This window comes from Snodgrassella sp. CFCC 13594, assembly GCF_001590725.1.
GTDB lineage: Bacteria > Pseudomonadota > Gammaproteobacteria > Burkholderiales > Neisseriaceae > Snodgrassella.
In genome coordinates, this window is the sequence record NZ_LQXR01000002.1 from 201,877 (window position 1) to 223,123 (window position 21,247).

The following is a 21,247-nucleotide window of genomic DNA, read 5'->3' on the forward strand; positions in this document are numbered from 1 at the left end:
CATGTCTCGTATAGCAAAACATCCGGTAGTTGTACCCACTGGTGTAGATGTGAAGTTTTCTCCCGATGCCATTATTGTTAAAGGCAAATTGGGCGAACTGTCTTTGCATCAGCACAATGAAGTTAAAGTTGCTTTGGAAGATGGTCACTTGGTGATTACTGCTGCCGACCAAAGTACTCAAGCCAACGCGTTGTCTGGTACCGTACGTGCGTTATTGCACAATATGGTGGTGGGCGTAACTGAAGGCTTTGAAAAGAAACTGCAATTGATTGGTGTAGGTTACCGTGCTCAGGCTCAAGGCAAAGTATTGAACTTGTCTTTGGGGTTCTCACACCCGGTTAACTATGAGTTGCCTGAAGGCATCACTGCGGTTACGCCGTCACAAACTGAAATTGTGATTAGTGGTGCCGACAAACAGGTTGTTGGTCAGGTGGCTGCGGAGATTCGTGGCTATCGTCCACCTGAGCCTTATAAAGGCAAAGGTGTTCGTTATGCTGATGAACGCGTGGTTATTAAAGAAACCAAGAAAAAATAATTGAGGCTCACTGATGGATAAGAAAGCAGCAAGACTCCGCCGTGCACGTAAAACCCGTGCCAAAATAGCGGATTTAAACAAAGTGAGATTGTGCGTATTCCGTACCAATAATCACATTTATGCCCAAGTTATTAGCGCTGAAGGTGACAAAGTTTTGGCTTCTGCCTCTACGCTAGAAGCTGATGTTCGTTCCGACATCAAATATGGCAGTAACACAGATGCAGCTGCTGTTGTAGGCAAGCGCATTGCTGAAAAAGCCAAAGCCGCAGGTGTTGAAACAGTGGCTTTTGATCGCGCTGGTTTCCAATACCATGGCCGAGTTAAAGCTTTGGCTGAGGCGGCACGTGAAAACGGCTTGAGCTTCTAATAAACTGTGGAGATACCATTATTATGGCAAAACATGAGATTGAAGAACGCGGTGACGGCCTGATCGAGAAGATGGTCGCCGTTAATCGCGTGACCAAAGTGGTTAAAGGTGGTCGCATCATGGCCTTCTCCGCTTTGACTGTTGTGGGTGATGGTGATGGCCGTATCGGCATGGGCAAAGGCAAATCTAAAGAAGTGCCAGTTGCTGTGCAGAAAGCCATGGATCATGCTCGTCGCAATATGATTAAAGTGCCTTTGAACGGCCGCACAATTCACCATGAAGTAATTGGCAAACACGGTGCAACCCGAGTGTTTATGCAGCCCGCTAAAGAAGGTAACGGTGTGAAAGCCGGTGGCCCGATGCGCTTGGTATTTGATGCCATGGGTATCCATAACATTTCTGCTAAAGTGCATGGCTCAACCAATCCGTATAATATTGTGCGGGCTACATTGGATGGCTTGTCTAAATTGTACACGCCTGCAGAAATCGCGGCTAAACGTGGTTTGAGCGTAGAAGACATTTTGGGAGAAGGACATGAGTGAAGCGAAAACCATTAAAGTAACATTGGCGAAAAGCCTAATTGGTACCATCGCTGCTCACCGTGCTTGTGCTCGCGGTTTGGGTTTACGTCATCGTGAACATACCGTAGAAGTGTTGGATACCCCGGAAAATCGTGGCATGATCAATAAGATTAGCTACCTTTTGAAAGTGGAGAAATAATATGTTGCTGAATACCATTCAGCCTGCTGAAGGTGCCAAACACGCGGGCCGCCGTGTGGGTCGTGGCATCGGAAGCGGTTTGGGCAAAACGGGTGGTCGTGGTCATAAGGGTCAAAAAAGTCGTGCCGGTGGTTTTCACAAGGTAGGCTTTGAAGGCGGCCAAATGCCATTGCAACGTCGTTTGCCGAAACGTGGCTTTAAATCTTTGTCAGCTGGCTTGAATGCAGAAGTGCGTTTGAGTGATTTGGCTAAAGTGGCTGTTGAAGAAATCGATGTTTTGGTGTTGAAACAAGTGGGCTTGGTGTCTGCTTCTGCTCAAAACGTTAAAGTAATTGCTTCAGGCAGCATTGATAAAGCAGTAACTTTAAATGGCATTAAAGCCACCAAAGGTGCGCGACAAGCCATTGAAGCTGCTGGTGGCAAAGTAGCAGAATAAGGCGAAAATTAAAGTGGCTAATCAACAACCCTCAACTGGACTGTCTAAGTTTGGTGATTTAAAAAATCGTTTGTTGTTTTTGCTGGGTGCGCTGATTGTGTTCCGTATTGGTTCCCATATCCCAGTGCCTGGTGTAGACGGGGCCGCTTTAGCAAAATTGTATGAGAGTTCTGGCGGAGGTGTATTGAATATGCTCAATATGTTCTCCGGCGGCTCTTTGCAACGCTTCAGTATTTTTGCTATCGGAATTATGCCGTATATTTCAGCGTCCATTATCTTACAATTGGCATCAGAAATTATTCCTTCTTTGAAAGCTTTAAAAAAAGAAGGCGAATCTGGTCGCCGAGTGATTACCAAATACACTCGTTATGGCACAGTTATTTTGGCTACTTTACAAAGCTTCGGCGCGGCAGCCTTTGTTTATCAACAAGGGGTTGTGGTAGCTAGCCAGTATGAGTTTTATCTGTCGACCATCGTTTGCTTGGTTACCGGCACCATGTTTTTGATGTGGTTGGGTGAGCAGATTACCGAACGGGGTTTGGGTAATGGTATTTCGTTGATTATTACGGCAGGGATTGTTGCTGGCATGCCGTCTGGTATTGGCAGGTTGCTGAATTTGGGTAGTCAAGGTTCATTTTTGATGCCTATTGCAATTCTTGTGGGCGCTTTGTTGTTGACTTATTTTGTTGTGTACATTGAAAGTGCACAGCGTAAAGTGCCGATACAGTATGCCAAGCGCCAAATGGGTAATCGCATTATGCAGGCCCCGGCTTCATTTATGCCGTTTAAGCTGAATATGGCTGGTGTGATTCCGCCGATTTTTGCGTCTAGCATCATTTTGTTCCCAACCACGTTATTAAGCTGGTTTGGCGGTAGTAATCAAGACGGTGTCTTGCAAAAATTAGCTGGATATTTGCAGCATGGTCAGCCTGTATTTGTTTTGCTGTATGCCGCTACTATTATTTTCTTTTGTTATTTTTATACAGCGTTGGTATTTAGCCCACGTGAAATGGCTGAGAATTTAAAGAAAAGTGGTGCTTTTGTACCCGGTATTCGTCCTGGTGAGCAAACCAGTCGTTATTTAGAAAAAGTGGTATTGCGCCTGACTTTTTGGGGTGCAATCTACATCGCTGTGGTGTGTTTGATTCCAGAAGTGTTGACTTCGGCGATGAATGTGCCGTTTTATTTGGGTGGTACCTCACTGTTGATTCTGGTGGTGGTTACTATGGACTTTAGAACGCAAATCGCGTCATACATGATGAGTAGTCAGTATGATCATCTGATGAAGCGATCTAACATGAAATCATTATCCCGTCGTTAATGCATCATGGCAAAAGAAGACACCATACAAATGCAGGGTGAAATTTTAGAAACCTTGCCCAATGCAACTTTTAAAGTAAAGCTTGAAAACGATCATGTGGTTTTGGGTCATATTTCTGGGAAAATGCGGATGCACTACATCCGTATTTCTCCGGGCGACAAAGTGACTGTAGAACTGACTCCGTACGATTTATCTCGTGCACGCATCGTTTTCCGCGCCCGTTAAGAGTAGAAAGGAAACATTATGCGCGTTCAGCCTTCGGTAAAGAAAATTTGCCGCAATTGCAAAATCATTCGTCGTAATCGTGTTGTTCGAGTGATTTGTACTGACCCTCGTCACAAACAACGTCAAGGCTAATTGGATAAAATAAGTCTTTGTGTTATAGTGACGAACTTTTGCCCTGAGGAAAAAATATGGCTCGTATTGCAGGGGTAAATATCCCCAACAACGCCCATATCGTAATTGGTCTCCAAGCCATTTATGGTATTGGTCCGTCTCGCGCCAAATTGATTTGCGAAGCTGCCGGTATTGTGCCGAGCACTAAAGTAAAAGATTTGGATGAGACTCAGCTGGATTCTTTGCGTGAGCAAGTCGCCCACTTTCATGTAGAAGGTGATTTGCGCCGTGAAGTGACCATGAACATCAAACGTTTGATGGACATGGGTTGTTACCGTGGCTTGCGCCACCGTCGCGGCTTGCCGTGTCGTGGTCAACGCACTCGCACCAATGCACGTACCCGTAAGGGTCCGCGTAAAGCGATTGCTGGCAAGAAATAATTGTTTAAGGAATTAGAATGGCTAAAGCAAACACAGCTCGTGTGCGCAAGAAAGTACGTAAATCCGTAAGTGAAGGTATTGTGCATGTACATGCATCATTCAACAATACCATCATTACCATCACCGATCGCCAAGGCAATGCATTATCTTGGGCTACCTCTGGCGGCGCTGGTTTTAAAGGTTCGCGTAAAAGCACACCATTTGCCGCACAGGTAGCGGCAGAAGCAGCTGGTAAAGTTGCCCAAGAGTATGGCGTGAAGAATTTGGAAGTTCGCATCAAAGGCCCGGGCCCCGGACGCGAATCTTCAGTACGTGCGCTCAACGCTCTTGGTTTTAAGATTACCAGCATTACAGACGTTACGCCGATACCGCACAACGGTTGTCGTCCGCCTAAAAAACGTCGTATCTAAACTAGGAGTATTCGAGTATGGCACGTTATACCGGCCCGAAATGTAAACTGGCCCGTCGTGAGGGCACTGATTTGTTTCTGAAGAGCGCACGCCGCTCTTTGGATTCAAAATGTAAAATTGATACTGCTCCTGGTCAGCATGGCGCTAAAAAACCGCGCTTGTCTGGCTATGGTTTGCAGTTGCGCGAAAAGCAAAAAATTCGCCGTATTTATGGTGTGTTGGAACGTCAATTCCGCCGTTATTTTGCTGAAGCAGAACGTCGTAAAGGTTCGACTGGCGAGTTGTTGTTGCAATTGCTGGAATCTCGCTTGGACAATGTGGTTTACCGTATGGGCTTTGGTTCTACCCGTGCGGAAGCCCGTCAGTTGGTTTCGCACAAATCCATTACTGTAAATGGGCAACTCGTCAACATTCCTTCTTTCCAAGTGAAAGCGGGTGATGTGGTGGCTGTTCGTGAAAAAGCCAGGAAACAAGTACGTATTCAAGAAGCCATGGGCTTGGCTACTCAAATTGGTTTGCCGAGCTGGGTGTCTGTGGATGCCGACAAGTTTGAAGGTGTGTTTAAAAACATGCCTGATCGTGCTGAATTGAGTGGCGATATTAATGAACAGCTGGTGGTAGAGTTCTACTCTAAATAACGCCAGTTAAATGAGGACAGTTAAATGCAAAACACATCCGAATTTTTGAAACCGCGTCAAATCGACGTGGACACTTTGTCCGCTACTCGAGCCAAAGTGTCTATGGAGCCTTTTGAGCGAGGCTTCGGTCATACCTTGGGTAATGCTTTGCGTCGTATCTTACTGTCATCAATGAATGGTTATGCGCCAACTGAAGTTTCCATTGAAGGCGTGTTGCACGAATACTCAACCTTGGACGGTGTTCAGGAAGATGTTGTTGATATCTTGCTGAACCTGAAAGGGGTGGTATTCAAGTTGCATGGCCGCCATGAAGTGACTTTGACCTTGAAAAAATCCGGTGCTGGCGCTGTTACTGCTGCTGACATCGAGTTGCCCCATGATGTAGAGATTATTAATCCCGATCATGTAATTTGTCACCTATCTGACAATGGCAATCTCCATATGGAAATTAAAGTGGAGCTGGGTCGTGGCTATCAATCTGTTGCAGGTCGTCGTCAGAAAGATGATCAAAACCGCATTGGGGCCATTCAGTTGGATGCAAGCTTTTCGCCCATCAGTCGTGTCAGCTTTGAAGTAGAACCCGCTCGTGTGGAGCAGCGCACCGATTTGGACTGTTTGGTTTTGGATATCGAAACCAATGGCGCCATTGATCCGGAAGAAGCTGTACGCAGTGCGGCACGCATTTTGATCGACCAAATGTCGATTTTTGCTGATTTGCAAGGTACACCGGTTGAGGTGGTAGAAGAAAAAGAGCCGCCTATCGACCCAATTCTGTTACGTCCTGTTGACGACTTGGAATTGACTGTGCGCTCAGCCAATTGCTTGAAAGCTGAAGACATTTACTACATTGGCGATTTGATCCAGCGTACTGAGACTGAGCTGTTAAAAACCCCGAACTTGGGGCGTAAGTCTCTGAATGAAATCAAGGAAGTTTTGGCTTCTAAAGGTTTGACGTTGGGTTCAAAATTGGAAGCGTGGCCCCCGGCCAGCTTGGAAAAGCCACAAGTTTGATGATTAAAGGATAATGACATGCGTCATCGTAATGGTAACCGCAAATTAAACCGCACCAGCAGCCACCGTGCTGCCATGTTGCGTAACATGGCCAACTCTTTGTTGACCCATGAAACCATTGTAACCACTTTGCCCAAAGCGAAAGAGTTGCGTCGTGTGGTTGAACCCCTGATTACTTTGGGTAAAAAACCATCTTTGGCTAACCGTCGCCTGGCATTTGACCGTACCCGTGATCGTGATGTGGTGGTTAAATTGTTTGACGAATTGGGTGGCCGTTTTGCGGCACGCAATGGTGGTTATATTCGTATTTTGAAATATGGTTTCCGTCAAGGCGACAATGCACCGTTGGCTTTGGTTGAGTTGGTGGACAAGGCTCCGGAAGCAGAAGAAGCTGCTGAGTAATTTAAATGCTTCGATAAGCCAGCCTGATTTTGGGCTGGCTTTTTCTTTGTATTGTGGTCAGGCTGCCTGAAGTGTTGGTGTTGCGTATAATGCATCTTCATTGTATGAAAGGTGACGAACATGAATAAAGCCCGTATTTTGCTGTGTATTTTTTGTTTGACGTTTGCTTTTTCCGCATTTGCTGCTCGGATAATTCCCACCAATATGCAAGTTGCGGTTTTAAAGTCCGCATCGGGTAATCAAGTGGTTTTGGGTAATGATAAATGGTCGTGGTTGAAAGTACTGACGTTGGGTTGGCTTGATGGCTCGAAAGCTTATGATTTAAATGCCAGCGTGCGTGTGCGTAATCAAAATAATTTGTTTGTGACTTATGGCCAGCTGCCCCGGTTTGCTGGCGAAGCAGTGGCGGTTCGCTTTAATACAGCCAACTCAGGCATAGATGAAATTTGGATTTTAACACCGCAAGAGCGTGAGCAATTGGCCCAACGGGCTGAACGCATGCGAGCACGGATGCAACAATTACAGAATCAATAATTCATGAAAAAAGTTTTTATACGCACATTTGGCTGTCAGATGAATGAATATGACAGCGATAAAATGCTTTCTGTTTTGGCAGAAGGTGATGATTTGCAACGCACGGACAACGTTGAAGATGCTGATATTATTCTATTCAATACCTGCTCCGTGCGTGAAAAGGCGCAAGAGAAGGTGTTTTCTGATTTGGGCCGTGTTCGACCGCTTAAGGCCAAAAATCCCAATTTGATTATTGGTGTGGGCGGTTGTGTGGCTTCTCAAGAAGGGGACGCCATTGTCAAACGGGCGCCTTATGTGGATGTTGTTTTTGGACCACAGACCTTGCATCGGTTGCCGCAATTGATTGCCGATAAAGAGACTACGGGCCTTTCACAGGTTGATATTTCCTTCCCTGAAATCGAAAAATTCGATCACCTGCCACCTGCTCGAGTGGAAGGGGGCGCCGCTTTTGTATCCATTATGGAAGGCTGTTCCAAATATTGTAGTTTTTGTGTCGTGCCCTATACCCGTGGCGAGGAATTTTCACGCCCTTTGAATGATGTGCTTACTGAAATTGCCAACTTGGCTCAGCAAGGTGTCAAAGAAATCAATTTACTCGGCCAAAATGTAAATGCCTATCGTGGTGATATGGGTAATGGTGAGCTGTGCGATTTTGCCACCTTGTTGCGTATCGTGCATGAAATCCCGGGCATTGAGCGGATGCGTTTTACGACTAGCCATCCTCGAGAGTTTTCTGATGCCATTATTGAGTGTTACCGCGATTTGCCTAAGCTGGTTTCACACCTGCACTTACCCGTGCAATCAGGCTCTGATCGGGTGTTGAGTGCCATGAAACGTGGGTACACTGCTTTGGAATACAAACACATTATTCGCAAGCTGCGTGCGATTAGGCCCGAGTTGTGTTTGAGTTCAGATTTTATTGTTGGTTTCCCTGGTGAAACCGAACGTGAATTTGAACAAACTTTGAAGTTGGTTAGGGACGTGGCTTTTGATTTGAGTTTTGTGTTTATCTACAGCCCACGTCCTGGTACACCTGCAGCCAACTTACCTGATGATACTGCGCATGAAGAAAAGGTGCGGCGGCTGGAAGCTTTGAATGACATCATTGAAGCGGAAACAATGCGCATTAATCAAACCATGGTGGGCTCGGTACAGCGCTGCTTGGTGGAAGGCGTATCCAAAAAAGACCCCACCCAATTGCAGGCGCGCACTGCCAACAATCGTGTGGTAAATTTCACTGGCCAGCCAAGGCTCATCAATCAAATGGTGGATTTGACCATTACCGCCGCACATACTTTTTCGTTGCGTGGTGATATGGTGCTGGCCGATTAACCTTCAGGCAGCCTAACTACCCTCTTTGCATCCCAGCCATTGGCTGGGATTTTTGCGTTTCCGGCGATGCCATTATTGCATTGCAAAACAAAATGTAATGACTGAAACAATCGCTTTATAATAACTCGTCATTTTGCACACACATTCAAGGGAGCGGTTATGAGTGCAGCGGATTCGTCCTTTTTGGATCGATTTTTTAAAATAAGAGAGAACGGCAGCAGCGTCCGTACCGAAGTTTTGGCTGGTCTCACCACTTTTTTGGCCATGAGCTATATTATCGTGGTGAACCCCACCATTCTGCATGAGGCGGGGATGGATTTTGGGGCTGTGTTCGTGGCTACCTGTATTGCGTCTGCTATTGGTTGCATGATGATGGGCCTGATTGCCAACTACCCCATCGCTTTGGCTCCGGGCATGGGACTGAATGCTTATTTCACCTATGCGGTTGTCAAAGGCATGGGCATCCCTTGGCAAGTTGCATTGGGGGCGGTATTTGTTTCCGGTGTAATTTTCGTGGCACTGAGTTTTTGGAAAGTGCGTGAGGCCATTGTTAATGCCATTCCGATGTCGCTTAAACTGTCGATTACCGCTGGTATTGGCTTGTTTCTGGCCTTGATTGCTTTGAAAAATGCAGGCATTGTGGTCGCCAATCCAGCCACTTATGTTGGTTTGGGTGATTTGCATGCCCCGCAAGCACTGATGGCTTTTTTGGGTTTTTTCATGATTGTGGTATTGAATCACTATCGTGTTCGCGGCGCCATCATCATCAGTATTTTGGTGGTAACCATTTTGGCTTCGGTATTGGGCTTCAATGAGTTTCGTGGGGTTTATGGTGCAGTACCTTCATTGGCACCCACTTTCATGCAATTGGATTTTCATGATTTATTCACTGCTGGTATGGTGGGCGTGATCTTCGTATTTTTTTTCGTCGACTTGTTTGATAGTACGGGTACCCTTGTGGGCGTGGCGCACCGAGCTGGGTTGTTGGTAGACGGTAAATTGCCGCGCCTGAAAAAAGCCTTGTTTGCTGACTCCACCGCCATTGTGGCTGGTGCTGGGTTGGGTACTTCTTCTACAACGGCATATATTGAATCGGCAGCTGGTGTGTCTGCTGGTGGTAAAACAGGGCTGACTGCGGTGGTAGTGGGTGTGCTGATGCTGTTGAGCCTATGGTTTTCGCCATTGGCTTCCAGTGTGCCTGCGTATGCCACTGCGCCCGCTTTGTTGTATGTGGGCGTATTGATGATTCGCGGCTTGGCCGAAATTGATTGGGATGACATCACCGAAGCAGCACCGGCATTCATGACGGCGATTTTTATGCCGTTTGCCTATTCCATTGCCGATGGCATTGCCATGGGGTTCATTAGTTATGCGGTCATCAAACTCTTTTGCGGTAAAGCCAAGGAAGTGCCGTATATGATTTGGATTATTGCATTGCTGTGGGCCGCCAAATTTGCGTGGATTGGCGCTTAAGTTTAACTTTGATGGTTTTCAGGCAGCCTGTGCAGCATACATGCAGGCTGCCTGAATGTTTTTGGACGGCTTGGTATAATGGAAAACAGTGGCAATCGCACCACAACAAAAAGGAACACACACATGTCAGTGATGAATGAAATTTTAGACTTCAATAATCAATTTGTTGAGGCGGGTGAATATGAGCAGTTTTTTACTGATAAATACCCCGAAAAGCAGTTGGCTATTGTGTCTTGCATGGATGCGCGCATCTTAGATTTATTGCCGCGGGCACTGGGTTTGAAAAATGGTGATGCCAAACTGATTAAAAATGCCGGTGCTCTGGTCACCCACCCTTGGGGGTCGGTGATGCGCTCTTTGCTGGTGGCTGTATTTGAATTGAAAGTCACCGAAATCATGGTGATTGGTCATTACGACTGCGGCATGCAAGGCTTACATGCGCCAGATATGCTTAACCGCATGCGCGCTAAAGGCATCAGTGATGAGCGCATTGATGTCCTAGAGAATGCGGGCATTGATTTGGATAAGTGGTTAACAGGTTTTTCTCGTGTCGAAGACGCGGTATGCCACTCAGTCAACATGATACGCAAACACCCGCTAATGCCCGCCAACATCAAAGTACACGGCTTGGTGATTCACCCCACTACTGGTCAATTGACGGTAGTGATTGATGGCAATCAGGAACGTGCTGAATGAAACGCGTGGGCTTGTTTGGCGGTACTTTTGATCCGATACACAATGGTCATTTGCACATTGCGCGTGCTTGCGCCGATGAACTGGCGTTGGACGTGGTGATTTTTATTCCGGCTGGGGATCCGTATCACAAAGACCAGCCACTGGCACGCCAGCGGCACAGCGCTTGGCTATGGTGGAATTGGCTATTGCCGATGAGCCGCGTTTTGCTGCCTCAGATTGCGACATGGTACGCATCGGCGCCACTTATACGTTTGATACTGTTTCTATTTTTCGTCAAGCCTATCCGCAGGCGCAATTGTGGTGGCTGATGGGTATGGACTCGCTGCTGCACATTCACCAGTGGCAGCGTTATCAGGCTTTGTTGCAGCAAGCCAATTTTGCGGTGGCGCCGCGCGGTGAAGGGCGATTGGCTGCCGTGGCGCCGGCGGTACAGCAATGGTTGCCTGAAGCATTGGCCAAAGCAGTGCGGCAGCCGCAAGGCCACGATGGTGGACGTTTACACTTACTGCAAACGCCTTATTGGCCGATTAGTTCAACTGAGATTCGGGCGCAATGTGGGCATGGTCGGGCTGGTGTGCAAGAGGTGTTGCCTGCCGCTGTGGCTGCTTATATCGCCAAAAACCATTTGTATCAGGCATAATGCGTTCAGGCAGCCTGTAAAAATTTAATAATTAAGGATAAAAATTTAACATGACCGATCAGTATGCAGCCGATTTGGATAAGATGGTGGCCGTGGCCGTGAATGCGTTAGAAGATATTAAAGGCAAAGACATTACTGTGCTGGATACCTCCGCGCAGACATCATTGTTTTCACGCATGATCATCGCCAGCGGTGACAGTACACGTCAAGTCAAAGCACTGGCCAATAATGTGGCAGTGGATTTGAAAGAAGCTGGTTTTGAAATTTTGAGTTCGGAAGGTTTGGACAGCAGTGAATGGGCGTTGGTGGATGCTGGTGACTTGGTGGTGCACGTGATGCAGCCGGCGGTGCGCGATTATTATGATATCGAGGCATTGTGGGGCGGCGAGAAACCTTCTTTCCATACCGGTGCCGCCAAACCTTGGCATGCTGCTGATTAAGAGCCGCGATCTACCATGACCATTCGCCCGCTACACGCTGATGATTATGTCAACTGGCTGCCTTTGTGGCAGGGCTATTTGCAGTTTTATCATGCAATACTGACCGCGGAGGTTACAACACAAACGTGGCAGCGGCTTACTGGTGCTGAGGCCAATATGCAGGCACTGGGTGCATTTGATGATGACGATGCATTGTGTGGCTTTGCACACATTGTGCTGCATCCCAATACTTGGGATACTCGCCTGAGTTGTTATTTGGAAGATCTATATGTGGCCAAGTCTCAACGCGGAGGCGGAGTTGGACGCCGTTTGATTGAAGGCGTGTATGCGTTTGCCGAAGTGCGCCAATGTTGCCGCGTTTATTGGATGACGCAGGCAAGCAATGTGGTGGCGCAACGACTTTATGATCGGTTGGCGGATCGCACTGATTTCATCCAATATCGGGCAGACAGGCAAGCATGAATATCACAGTTTTGGCGGTGGGTACCAAGATGCCGCGTTGGGTAGATGAAGCGGTTGCCGATTATGCCAAACGCTTTGGTCGTGAGATCCAATTTCAACTCAAGGAAATCAAGCCGGAAAAGCGTGGATCGGGGGTGAATGCAGAGCAGGGCATGGCTGCAGAAGAGGCACGCATTATTGCGGCCATTCCGCCTAAAAATTTTTTGGTGGTGCTGGATGAGCATGGTAAGGCACCAACATCCATGGCGTTGGCTGATTGCTTGAATGAATGGCAGCGCAATGGTGATCATGTTTGCTTTGTGATTGGCGGGGCAGATGGTATGACGGCGGCGCTGAAAGCGCGAGCCAACATGATGATGCGGTTGTCTAGCCTCACCTTGCCTCATGGCATGGTGCGGGTATTATTGACTGAGCAATTGTATCGAGCTCAGTCGATTTTGCATCATCATCCCTATCATCGGGAGTAGTACGTTTGCCATCGAGGTGATGTTGCTTGAGTATGGAGGTATACAGGCTGTCTGAATGGTTTCAGGCAGCCTTTTCTATCTCAGCAATGGTGTCCCCCCGTAATAAACTGAACTTGTTATAATGTCATCACTTAAGGCGACACCGCCCACATAAGAAAAGCCACACCATGACACCGACACCCTTGCTCGATACCATCGACTTGCCGCAAGACATACGCCGTTTAGATAAAAATCAGTTGCCGCAATTGGCGGATGAGTTGCGCGCATTTTTGTTGGCATCCGTGGGGAAAACGGGGGGGCATTTTGCCAGTAATCTTGGTGCCGTGGAATTAACGGTAGCACTGCATTATGTCTACCACACTCCTGAAGATAAGCTGGTGTGGGATGTGGGCCACCAAAGCTATCCGCACAAAATCCTGACAGGGCGGAAAAACCGCATGGACAGCATGCGCCAATATGGCGGGCTCGCTGGTTTTCCGAAGCGCGCTGAATCCACTTACGACGCTTTTGGTGTGGGTCATTCTTCAACATCGATTGGCGCTGCATTGGGCATGGCTGTGGCGGATCAGTTGCAGGGTAAGCCCAATCGCAGTGTGGCCATTATTGGGGATGGTGCAATGACGGCAGGACAGGCATTTGAAGCCTTAAATAACGCCGGCGATATGGACATTAATTTATTGGTTATTTTGAATGACAATGAAATGTCTATTTCACCCAATGTGGGGGCGCTACCAAAGTATCTGGCCAAAAATCCACTGCGTGAAATGAAGGATTTGGTTAAATCCATCAAGCAGAAATCGGAAAAAATGCTCACGATGGTACCGGGTGCATTGGATGTGGCTCAGCGAGTGGAAAGCAAAATCAAAAATTTGATCGAAGAGCGCCATGCGCCAGCCGCTTTGTCGTTGTTTGATAATTTTGGTTTTGACTACACGGGTCCGATAGATGGACATGATGTGTTGCAACTGGTGGCGGTGCTACAAGATATGCGCACCCGTAAAGGCCCGCAATTGCTGCACATTATCACCAAAAAAGGGCAAGGGTATAAGCTGGCGGAGAATGATCCAGTGGCGTTTCATGCGGTGGGTGTATTTGACCCTAAAATTGGCCCACAAAAAAGCACCAAGCCCGCAGCGCCTACCTATACCCAAATTTTCGGGCAATGGTTGTTGGATCAGGCTACTCATGATGAGCGGCTGATTGCAATTACGCCGGCGATGCGTGAAGGCAGTGGCTTGGTTGAATTTCAACAACAGTTCCCGCAGCGTTATTTTGATGTGGGCATCGCCGAACAGCATGCGGTGACTTTTGCTGCAGGCTTGGCCTGTGGCGATATGAAGCCGGTGGTGGCCATCTATTCCACTTTTTTACAGCGCGCATACGATCAACTGATTCACGATGTGGCTTTGCAGAATTTACCGGTACTTTTTGCTATCGATCGTGCCGGTATTGTGGGGGCGGATGGGCCCACACATGCGGGTGTGTATGATTTGAGTTACTTGCGTTGTGTACCCAATTTGGTGGTGGCTGCACCCAGTGATGAACGAGAGTGCCGGTTGCTGCTGACCACTTGTTATCAGCTCAATCAGCCTGCTGCAGTGCGTTATCCCCGCGGTGCAGGAATGGGTGTGGTTGCCGGTGATGATTTGACCGCTGTGCCGGTGGGACGTGGGGTGTTGAGACGAGAAGGGGTGAAGCTGGCTTTGATTGCCTTTGGCAGCATGGTCCAACCCGCTTTGTCTGTTGCTGATGACTTGAACGCCACAGTGGCCGATATGCGTTTTGTCAAACCACTTGATGAAGATCTGATTGTGCGATTGGCGCAACAGCACGCTCATTTAGTGGTGTTGGAAGAGAATGCTGTTGAAGGTGGGGCGGGCAGTGCCGTATTGGAAGTATTGGCTCGGCATAATTTGCATAACCCGACTTTGCTGGTGGGCGTGCCGGATGTTGTGACTGAACATGGTGACCCCAATCAGATTAAAGATGATTTGGGTTTGAGTGCCCAGAAAATAGCCGCACATATACGTGGTTGGTGGCCGCACGGTGAGACTGATGTGGGTTGAACTGAAATTGTTGATACAAAAGGAGGCTGGCTGATGAGGTCAGCTTTTTTATGGACATGAGTGAATTTTATTTTAACGTCATGGATTGGCGTGCAGCGGGTGCTTGCATTGCCGATAAAGCCGACTGGCAACAATGGGCACAAGTACCTGGGTGGCTGGATGGGCGCGCACCCTATCGGCCCACATTGGCATTTTTGCCGGCGATGCAGCGGCGCCGGTTGAGTTATGCCGCGCGATTGATGTTTGATGCCGCATGGCCACTTTTGGATTCGCAAGCACCTTGTCCTGTGGTATTTGTTTCCCATGATGGCGAGATCAATCGCAGTTTTGATTTGTGGCAGTCATTGCTGCGTGAGCAGACGGTGTCGCCGACTTCATTTGCTTTATCGGTGCACAATGCTTTGGTTGGGCAATGGTCGATGATGCGTCAGGATATGTCGGAAAATACGGCCTTGTGTGTTCATCATGATGGCTTTGAAATGGCTTTTGTCGAAGCTTATTGCTTGCTGCAGGAGGGGGCATCTCGGGTATTGGTGTTGGCTGTGGATGAGCCTTTGGATGAGCATTATGAGATAAAGGGTGTGGTGCGGTCACCTTTCGCCTATGCGTTTGCCTGTGTGGTGAGCGCCGGAAATCAGTGCGCCTTGCGCTTTGAGTCTGCGCCCGCACTTTCAGGCAACCTGAATTATGCGGGGGCGCTGAGTTGGATTCGGCAAGTGGTATTGGCACCCGCTGATACTTCAATTTCTTTTGAGCATCATTATCCGAATCGACAATGGCAATGGACTTGGCAGCCATGACGGGGCGGCAAAAAATGGATTGGGTTCGCCGTTTTCTGGGCACGCTGTTGGGGTTTGTGTTTTTTGGGGTGGCGGGTATTGTTTTTAAATTAGTGCTGTTGCCGTATACCGTTGTTGGTACTGCAAATCAGGTATCCAGGCAAGTGCAGGCCCGTCGTTTGGTGGCGTGGATATGGCGCTTTTTTTTGCGTTTTTTGGAAAAAGCAGGGGTTTTGCAATATGAATTGCATGGGTTTGAACGCTTAGGCCGCCCAGGGCAGTTAATTTTGGCCAATCATCCTTCTTTGTTAGACGTGTTGTTTATGGTGGGTTATGTGCCCGCCATTAATTGTGTGGTGAAGCAAGAATTGTTGTCCAATCCGGTGATGAAAAGCCCGATTTTGGCTTGTGGCTATGTGCCCAACGATGAATCAGAGGCGTTGATGGAGCGTGTGCACCGTATTTTAGGGGGTGGCCAGTCATTGTTAATCTTTCCCGAAGGCACGCGTACGGGTTGGGATGGGGTAGTGCATTTTCATCGAGCGCGGTGTCACTGGGTTTGCGCAGCGCCCACGTGATTACGCCGGTGGTGATTCGGCAAACGCCACCCAATTTTAAAAAAGGACAGGCTTGGTATAAAATACCGAAAGTTAAAATTTGTTATGATTTGACGGTGGGTGAGGATATTGATCCACAAGCATGGCTGGCTGAAAAACCGTTGCCCATTGCTTCTCGTCGTTTAAATAATTATTTACAAGACTATTTCAATCGGGAAACCAGAATATGACTGCGCTGGAACAGCAAATCAAAGCATTGATTATTGATAGCTTGGGTTTAGAAGACATGGACGTTGATGACATTGACTCAATGGCGCCTTTATTCGGTGATGACGGCTTGGGACTTGATTCTGTCGATGCTCTGGAATTGGGATTGGCGGTACAGAAAGCATTTGGCTTTACGCTGGATAACGACAGCGCCAGTGTGCGGTCATATTTTTATAGCGTGCAAACTTTAGCGCAGTTTGTGGCCAGTCAACAATCGGCTCAGCGTTAAATCGCTTTGCAACAGGAGACTAATATGCTCGACCGTGAAGCCGTTGCTCGTTTATTGACTCAAGCATTAGAAGAGTTGTTTGAAATTGATCCTGAGCGCATTCATCCGCAAACCAATTTGTATGAAGAGCTGGAAATTGACAGTATTGATGCGATTGACTTGATTGATTACATCAAGCGCAATACAGGCTATAAACTGATGGCGGATGATTTCCGCAGCGTGCGTACCATAGATGATGTGGTTGATGCGGTTATGAACAAAATGCAGCAAACGCCGCCGGCTGAATAGCATGTTGCGCATAGTGTTGGCGCTGTTGAGTATGGCCTATCCGTTTTTATGGTATTGGGGCCGTGACAATGGCGCTTTTGTTTATCTGGCTCTGGGCATGGGGGTGTTGTGGCTGTTTCGGGCTTGGCAAAGTCCCACCTGGGGTTCGCGCCTCATGGCTTTGGTGGTGGCACTGTTTTTTGCAGCCGTGTGCATGTTGCGGCAGCCTCAAGCCATGTATTGGTATCCAGTAGGGGTAAGTTTATTGATGTTGTTGGTGTTTGGCGGCAGCTTGTGGGCCAAGCAAACGGTGATTGAACGATTGGCACGGTTACGCCAGCCAAATTTGCCCTTAGCGGCGGTGGTCTATACGCGCAAAGTAACCCAAGTATGGTGTGCCTTTTTCATCCTCAATGCAGTTATTTGTGGGGGCTTGGTGTGTGCACAAGCGTGGTCGGCGTGGACTTTTTACACGGGGGTCGTGGCTTATTTGCTCATGGGCCTTCTGCTGGCTGGAGAGTGGCTGTATCGCCACTGGGTTGTTTTGAAAGACACTAATGAGTGAATCCATGCGCTGCCTAGCCCCATGGCCACATCCTTGGCTGCATCCAAATATGGCGTTGGCACCGTCTTGGTCTGGCGCTGATTTTCAGGCAACTGTGTTTGCCTGGGCGGCGCAGTTACGCCAAGCTAAAATTGAACATGCTGCTGTGTGGTTTGAGGATGCGGCGCTGATGGCAGCGGCGTTGTTGGCATGTAATTTCGCCCGCGTACAGGCATGGCTGCCTGGGCAGCTGACTCCAGCCAATCGGGTTGCCGTTGATGAGCAGGTCGGGGTATGGCTGAGTGACAGCTTAATGGCCGATGTGCACCGTCCTTGTTGGCTGTGGGATATTGATGCCGCCAGTGTAGCCCGTACACTGGCTGCCGATTCAGGCTCGACAATCGATGGCGCTGTGGCTTTGGTGCTGCAAACTTCGGGCTCAACTGGCGCCCCAAAATGGGTGTCTAAGCCATGGTCGGCTATGTTGGCGGAGGCGGCTGCTTTGGCCGCATTACCTTGGCCCCAAACAGTGAGTGCGCTCTGGGGCAGTGTTTCTCCACAACATCTTTATGGTCTGACTTTTCGTATTTTTATGCCATTGATTCAAGGGTGGCCGATTTGGCGAACTACTGTGCGCTATCCGGAAGATGCGGCTCAATTGTCGGCCAGCTATCCCGCCACATTGGGCGTGGTCAGCCCCACTTGGCTGCGTGCTTGGGCAGCCCATGCCCAGGACAAGAGGGGTATGCGCCAAACCCAATTTATTTGTGCTGGTGGCATGCTGTTGCCTGATCTGGCACAGGCAGTCTCTGATGCGGGGTTGCCTGCTGTTCAAGAAATTTATGGCAGTACGGAAACGGGTGTATTGGCATGGCGACGACGCCATCAACATCAAGCATGGCAATTTTTGACTGGGGTCGATGCGCAGGTTGATGAAATGGGGCAACTGAGTGCGCAGTCTGAATGGAGTGGTGGCAGACAGGCTACGGGTGATGTCATTCAATGTGATGGTGCATTTTTTGATTTAGTGGGTCGGTGTGACCGCATTGTTAAAGTTGCCGATAAGCGAGTTTCCTTGGCTCAGATTGAACAGCAGTTGATGACGCAAGCAGGAGTGGCTGATGTCGTTTGCGCCCCGCATCCCAATTACCCTCGTCTGGGCGCGTGGGTTGCGTTGAATGAGGTGGGTGTCGCAGCATACCGAGAACATGGCCGAAAAGCTTTGGTGGCCAAGCTGAAACACGACCTAGGGCGTCATATCGACCGTGTGGCAATTCCACGCTATTGGCGATTTACTACCCAGCTGCCGCGCAATGCCCAAGGCAAATTATCGAGTGAGGCATTAACCGTATTGTGGCAGCCGCGACCGAAAAATATGTGTTGGACTCAGCAAGCATGCGAAGGTCATACTTGGACCTTGCAATCAGTGGTGCCGCTGGATTTAATTTATTTCAGTGGCCATTTTGATGCGTTTCCATTGGTGCCTGGTGTGGTGGAGTTGCAATGGGTAATAGATGCTTGGCAAGCGGTGACAGGGCAAACGGTGCAGGTGCAAGGGGTGGAAAATTTGAAATATCAGCATTTTTTGCGACCCGCTGATGAAGTGGTATTAACACTGCAATGGCTGCCTGAAAAAAATAAATTGCGGTTTCAGCTGCATACGCCTGAAGCCGTCTGTGCCAGTGGTCGGGTGGTTTTGTGCGAGGGGCCCAAGCCGTGAAATTATTGGTGGTGATTCCTCATTACAACCACCCGCAGACTATTGCGTATGTGGTTGGCGAGATGCGATCGCATGGCTGGCCTGTGCTGGTGGTGGATGATGGTTCGGATGAGACAGCCAAAGCGGTGCTGCACGCAGTGGCTGAAGCCGATGCGCAGGTTCAGATCGTGTGGCGTGCCCACAATGGGGGCAAGGGTGCTGCGGTCAAAGATGGGCTTCAGGCAGCCTTTGATCAGGGTTATAGCCATGTGTTGCAAGTCGATGCCGATGCCCAGCATCAATTGAGTGATGCGCTGAGCTTGGTGGCTGCTGCCAAGTCGCAGCCAGAAGCCGTGGTGTGTGCCGAGCCGATATACGGCGACGATGCGCCAAAGGCGCGCCTGTATGGCCGTCAATTGACCAATTTTTGGGTATGGGTGAATACCGGTAGCCGCGCGATTCGTGATGGGATGTGTGGCTTTCGAGTGTATTCTTTGGCCGCTGTGATGCCCGTATTGGCGCACGCCAAAATGGGCAATCGCATGGATTTCGATGCGGATATTTTGGTGCGGCTGGTGTGGGCACGCGTGCCTTTGCTGTGGTTGCCCACACCCGTGCGCTATGCAGCAGACGGAGTCTCTCATTTTCAGGCATGGCGAGATAACTTCTTGATTGCCAAGATGCACGCACGTCTGTTTTTTATCATGGTGTGGCGTTGGATAAGGCATGGGTCACGATGATGTCACCGCAGCATTGGGCACGCCAGCAGGAACGCGGTAGTGCTTTTTTTCTTCAATTAACGGCCTGGTTGGTCAAGCACAGTCCATCTTGGTTGTTGGCTGTGTGCGCGCGTGTGGTGGTGGCGTATTTTTTCATCACGTCACCCACGCAGCGGCAGCATATTCGGGCCTATCAGCGGCGCTTACGGCAAACATTTCCCCTCGTGGTTTTGCCTCGTACATTGCCGGTATGGCGGCAATTTTTGGCATTCGCACACGCCATTACCGATCGCTTTGCGGTATGGCAAAATGCGATTCATTATGCTGATTTGCGCGTGGATGATGCCGATGGGGTGTATGAAGACATCCAGTTGAGTGCACAGCAGCAGCAAGCGGGCGCCATTTTGGTGTGTAGTCATCTGGGCAATGTGGAAATCTGTCGGGCTTTGGTTAATCATCATCCGAAATTTGTGCTCAATGTGTTGGTCTACAGTGCTCATGCCCGAGCCTTTAATCAAGCCATGCAATCTGCGGGTGCAGATGGCATGAATTTAATTCAGGTAACGGACTTGGATGCCACGCTCATGTTGGATTTACAACGCCGTTTGGCGAGGGGAGAGTGGCTAGCGATTGCTGCTGATCGCGTGCCAGTACGTGGTGAAAAAACCGTTTCTGCATCTTTTTTAGGGGATGTGGCTGAGTTTCCGCAAGGCCCTTGGCTGATGGCGGGGCTATTGCGCGCACCCTTGATAACGGTTTTTTGTCATCGACAGCAAGGGCATTATCATTTGCATTTGCGCCGTTTTGCCGCTGCGCCTCAATGGCAACGGCATACGCGCAGCACCGTGGTGGCCGCATTGGCGCAGCGGTTTGCCAATGTGCTGGCAACAGAATGCGCCCGAGTGCCGCTGCAATGGTTTAATTTCTATGATTTCTGGAATGACGATGGCTCAAAAACAACCCTTTGACGCGCAAAAAAAACAGCCAGTGTTTTGTGAATTTGCCACTGAAATTCGAGTGCCTTTCTTTGATGTGGACAGTATGGAGATTGTTTGGCATGGGCATTATGTGAAATATTTGGAAGAAGCCCGCTGCGCCTTTTTAACGGCTTTGAATTACGATTACAATGTCATGCGCAAAGAAGGCTATGCATGGCCAGTGGTGCATTTGCAGTTGAAATATGTGCGCCCAGCACAGTTTGGTCAACTTTTGCGCGTGGTGGTGAAGTTGGTGGAGTTTGAAACGTATTTAAAGTTGGACTATGAAATTAGAGATGCACACGAGGATACGCGCTTAACGCTAGGCAGTACCACGCAAGTGGCGGTGGCTATGGCGACGCGGGAAACGCAAATACAAACACCGGCTTCTTGGCAAAATGCCGTGCGGGACTATTTGCATCAGGCTGCCTGAAAGGATTGGGGCAGGCGGAGATTTTGCCAGATGATGGGAATCAACATGAA

At 48.9% G+C, this 21,247-nt stretch carries 29 protein-coding genes and 2 pseudogenes; all 31 read left to right on the forward strand.

Annotated features, from left to right (window positions below; translation table 11 throughout):
• The first annotated feature begins 1 nt into the window (after position 1).
• Positions 2 to 535, forward strand: coding sequence for a 50S ribosomal protein L6 (rplF, locus tag A2F46_RS02650; RefSeq protein WP_066566233.1), 534 nt, complete (start codon positions 2 to 4; stop codon positions 533 to 535).
• A 13-nt stretch (positions 536 to 548) separates the two neighbouring features.
• A complete protein-coding gene (gene rplR, locus A2F46_RS02655; protein ID WP_066566234.1) occupies positions 549 to 902 on the forward strand; it encodes a 50S ribosomal protein L18 in 354 nt (117 codons plus the stop codon).
• A 23-nt stretch (positions 903 to 925) separates the two neighbouring features.
• Positions 926 to 1,444 (forward strand): 30S ribosomal protein S5, encoded by a 519-nt coding sequence (gene rpsE / locus A2F46_RS02660; RefSeq protein ID WP_066566237.1) that lies wholly within the window; start codon positions 926 to 928, stop codon positions 1,442 to 1,444.
• Positions 1,437 to 1,622: a 50S ribosomal protein L30 gene (gene rpmD / locus A2F46_RS02665; protein ID WP_066566243.1), complete on the forward strand. Its 186-nt coding sequence runs from the start codon at positions 1,437 to 1,439 to the stop codon at positions 1,620 to 1,622. The genes rpsE and rpmD overlap by 8 nt, the downstream gene beginning before the upstream one ends.
• Before the next feature lies 1 nt (position 1,623).
• Entirely contained in the window at positions 1,624 to 2,058 is a 435-nt protein-coding gene (rplO, locus tag A2F46_RS02670) for a 50S ribosomal protein L15 (RefSeq protein ID WP_066566245.1), read from the forward strand.
• Positions 2,059 to 2,071: 13 nt separating this feature from the next.
• A complete protein-coding gene (gene secY / locus A2F46_RS02675) occupies positions 2,072 to 3,379 on the forward strand; it encodes a preprotein translocase subunit SecY (protein ID WP_066566248.1) in 1,308 nt (435 codons plus the stop codon).
• 6 nt (positions 3,380 to 3,385) lie between these two features.
• Positions 3,386 to 3,604, forward strand: a complete 219-nt coding sequence (gene infA / locus A2F46_RS02680; RefSeq protein WP_037585332.1) for a translation initiation factor IF-1 — start codon at positions 3,386 to 3,388, stop codon at positions 3,602 to 3,604.
• Between the two features lie 18 nt (positions 3,605 to 3,622).
• Positions 3,623 to 3,736 (forward strand): 50S ribosomal protein L36, encoded by a 114-nt coding sequence (rpmJ, locus tag A2F46_RS12015; protein WP_003697674.1) that lies wholly within the window; start codon positions 3,623 to 3,625, stop codon positions 3,734 to 3,736.
• Positions 3,737 to 3,792: 56 nt separating this feature from the next.
• On the forward strand, positions 3,793 to 4,155 hold the full coding sequence (rpsM, locus tag A2F46_RS02685; protein ID WP_066566251.1) for a 30S ribosomal protein S13: 363 nt from the start codon (positions 3,793 to 3,795) through the stop codon (positions 4,153 to 4,155).
• A 17-nt stretch (positions 4,156 to 4,172) separates the two neighbouring features.
• Positions 4,173 to 4,565 (forward strand): 30S ribosomal protein S11, encoded by a 393-nt coding sequence (rpsK, locus tag A2F46_RS02690; RefSeq protein ID WP_066566253.1) that lies wholly within the window; start codon positions 4,173 to 4,175, stop codon positions 4,563 to 4,565.
• Between the two features lie 17 nt (positions 4,566 to 4,582).
• Positions 4,583 to 5,203, forward strand: a complete 621-nt coding sequence (gene rpsD, locus A2F46_RS02695) for a 30S ribosomal protein S4 (protein WP_066566259.1) — start codon at positions 4,583 to 4,585, stop codon at positions 5,201 to 5,203.
• Between the two features lie 24 nt (positions 5,204 to 5,227).
• On the forward strand, positions 5,228 to 6,214 hold the full coding sequence (gene rpoA, locus A2F46_RS02700; protein ID WP_066566260.1) for a DNA-directed RNA polymerase subunit alpha: 987 nt from the start codon (positions 5,228 to 5,230) through the stop codon (positions 6,212 to 6,214).
• Between the two features lie 18 nt (positions 6,215 to 6,232).
• The gene (gene rplQ / locus A2F46_RS02705; RefSeq protein WP_066566261.1) at positions 6,233 to 6,616 is read left to right on the forward strand and encodes a 50S ribosomal protein L17; all 384 of its coding nucleotides are present in this window, start codon (positions 6,233 to 6,235) and stop codon (positions 6,614 to 6,616) included.
• Between the two features lie 120 nt (positions 6,617 to 6,736).
• A complete protein-coding gene (locus tag A2F46_RS02710; protein WP_066566263.1) occupies positions 6,737 to 7,150 on the forward strand; it encodes a hypothetical protein in 414 nt (137 codons plus the stop codon).
• 3 nt (positions 7,151 to 7,153) lie between these two features.
• Positions 7,154 to 8,482: a tRNA (N6-isopentenyl adenosine(37)-C2)-methylthiotransferase MiaB gene (miaB, locus tag A2F46_RS02715; RefSeq protein WP_066566266.1), complete on the forward strand. Its 1,329-nt coding sequence runs from the start codon at positions 7,154 to 7,156 to the stop codon at positions 8,480 to 8,482.
• Positions 8,483 to 8,641: 159 nt separating this feature from the next.
• Entirely contained in the window at positions 8,642 to 9,955 is a 1,314-nt protein-coding gene (locus A2F46_RS02720; RefSeq protein WP_066566269.1) for an NCS2 family permease, read from the forward strand.
• A gap of 123 nt (positions 9,956 to 10,078) precedes the next feature.
• On the forward strand, positions 10,079 to 10,651 hold the full coding sequence (locus A2F46_RS02725) for a carbonic anhydrase (protein WP_066566273.1): 573 nt from the start codon (positions 10,079 to 10,081) through the stop codon (positions 10,649 to 10,651).
• A pseudogene (gene nadD / locus A2F46_RS02730) lies at positions 10,648 to 11,291 on the forward strand (nicotinate-nucleotide adenylyltransferase). Before A2F46_RS02725 ends, nadD begins: the two are co-directional and overlap by 4 nt.
• 50 nt (positions 11,292 to 11,341) lie before the next feature.
• Entirely contained in the window at positions 11,342 to 11,731 is a 390-nt protein-coding gene (gene rsfS, locus A2F46_RS02735; RefSeq protein ID WP_066566275.1) for a ribosome silencing factor, read from the forward strand.
• Positions 11,732 to 11,746: 15 nt separating this feature from the next.
• Entirely contained in the window at positions 11,747 to 12,193 is a 447-nt protein-coding gene (locus A2F46_RS02740) for a GNAT family N-acetyltransferase (RefSeq protein ID WP_066566276.1), read from the forward strand.
• Positions 12,190 to 12,660 carry a 23S rRNA (pseudouridine(1915)-N(3))-methyltransferase RlmH gene (gene rlmH / locus A2F46_RS02745; protein ID WP_066566277.1) on the forward strand — a complete coding sequence of 157 codons (471 nt, stop codon included), beginning with the start codon at positions 12,190 to 12,192 and terminating at the stop codon, positions 12,658 to 12,660. Before A2F46_RS02740 ends, rlmH begins: the two co-directional genes overlap by 4 nt.
• Before the next feature lie 167 nt (positions 12,661 to 12,827).
• Positions 12,828 to 14,726 carry a 1-deoxy-D-xylulose-5-phosphate synthase gene (dxs, locus tag A2F46_RS02750; protein WP_066566278.1) on the forward strand — a complete coding sequence of 633 codons (1,899 nt, stop codon included), beginning with the start codon at positions 12,828 to 12,830 and terminating at the stop codon, positions 14,724 to 14,726.
• A 56-nt stretch (positions 14,727 to 14,782) separates the two neighbouring features.
• Positions 14,783 to 15,526, forward strand: coding sequence for a beta-ketoacyl synthase chain length factor (locus tag A2F46_RS02755; protein WP_197457534.1), 744 nt, complete (start codon positions 14,783 to 14,785; stop codon positions 15,524 to 15,526).
• A pseudogene (locus A2F46_RS02760) lies at positions 15,508 to 16,292 on the forward strand (lysophospholipid acyltransferase family protein). Before A2F46_RS02755 ends, A2F46_RS02760 begins: the two are co-directional and overlap by 19 nt.
• The gene (locus A2F46_RS02765) at positions 16,289 to 16,558 is read left to right on the forward strand and encodes a phosphopantetheine-binding protein (protein WP_066566283.1); all 270 of its coding nucleotides are present in this window, start codon (positions 16,289 to 16,291) and stop codon (positions 16,556 to 16,558) included. Before A2F46_RS02760 ends, A2F46_RS02765 begins: the two are co-directional and overlap by 4 nt.
• Positions 16,559 to 16,582: 24 nt before the next feature.
• Positions 16,583 to 16,846 (forward strand): acyl carrier protein, encoded by a 264-nt coding sequence (locus A2F46_RS02770; RefSeq protein WP_066566286.1) that lies wholly within the window; start codon positions 16,583 to 16,585, stop codon positions 16,844 to 16,846.
• Position 16,847: 1 nt separating this feature from the next.
• Positions 16,848 to 17,390 (forward strand): hypothetical protein, encoded by a 543-nt coding sequence (locus A2F46_RS02775; protein ID WP_066566288.1) that lies wholly within the window; start codon positions 16,848 to 16,850, stop codon positions 17,388 to 17,390.
• Complete coding sequence (locus tag A2F46_RS02780; RefSeq protein WP_066566289.1) at positions 17,383 to 19,089, forward strand: AMP-binding protein; 1,707 nt, start codon at positions 17,383 to 17,385, stop codon at positions 19,087 to 19,089. The genes A2F46_RS02775 and A2F46_RS02780 overlap by 8 nt, the downstream gene beginning before the upstream one ends.
• Positions 19,086 to 19,808 (forward strand): glycosyltransferase family 2 protein, encoded by a 723-nt coding sequence (locus A2F46_RS02785; protein WP_066566292.1) that lies wholly within the window; start codon positions 19,086 to 19,088, stop codon positions 19,806 to 19,808. The genes A2F46_RS02780 and A2F46_RS02785 overlap by 4 nt, the downstream gene beginning before the upstream one ends.
• On the forward strand, positions 19,805 to 20,755 hold the full coding sequence (locus A2F46_RS02790) for a glycosyl transferase family 2 (protein WP_066566294.1): 951 nt from the start codon (positions 19,805 to 19,807) through the stop codon (positions 20,753 to 20,755). Before A2F46_RS02785 ends, A2F46_RS02790 begins: the two co-directional genes overlap by 4 nt.
• Positions 20,733 to 21,197: a thioesterase family protein gene (locus tag A2F46_RS02795; RefSeq protein WP_066566295.1), complete on the forward strand. Its 465-nt coding sequence runs from the start codon at positions 20,733 to 20,735 to the stop codon at positions 21,195 to 21,197. Before A2F46_RS02790 ends, A2F46_RS02795 begins: the two co-directional genes overlap by 23 nt.
• Positions 21,198 to 21,247: the final 50 nt, after the last annotated feature.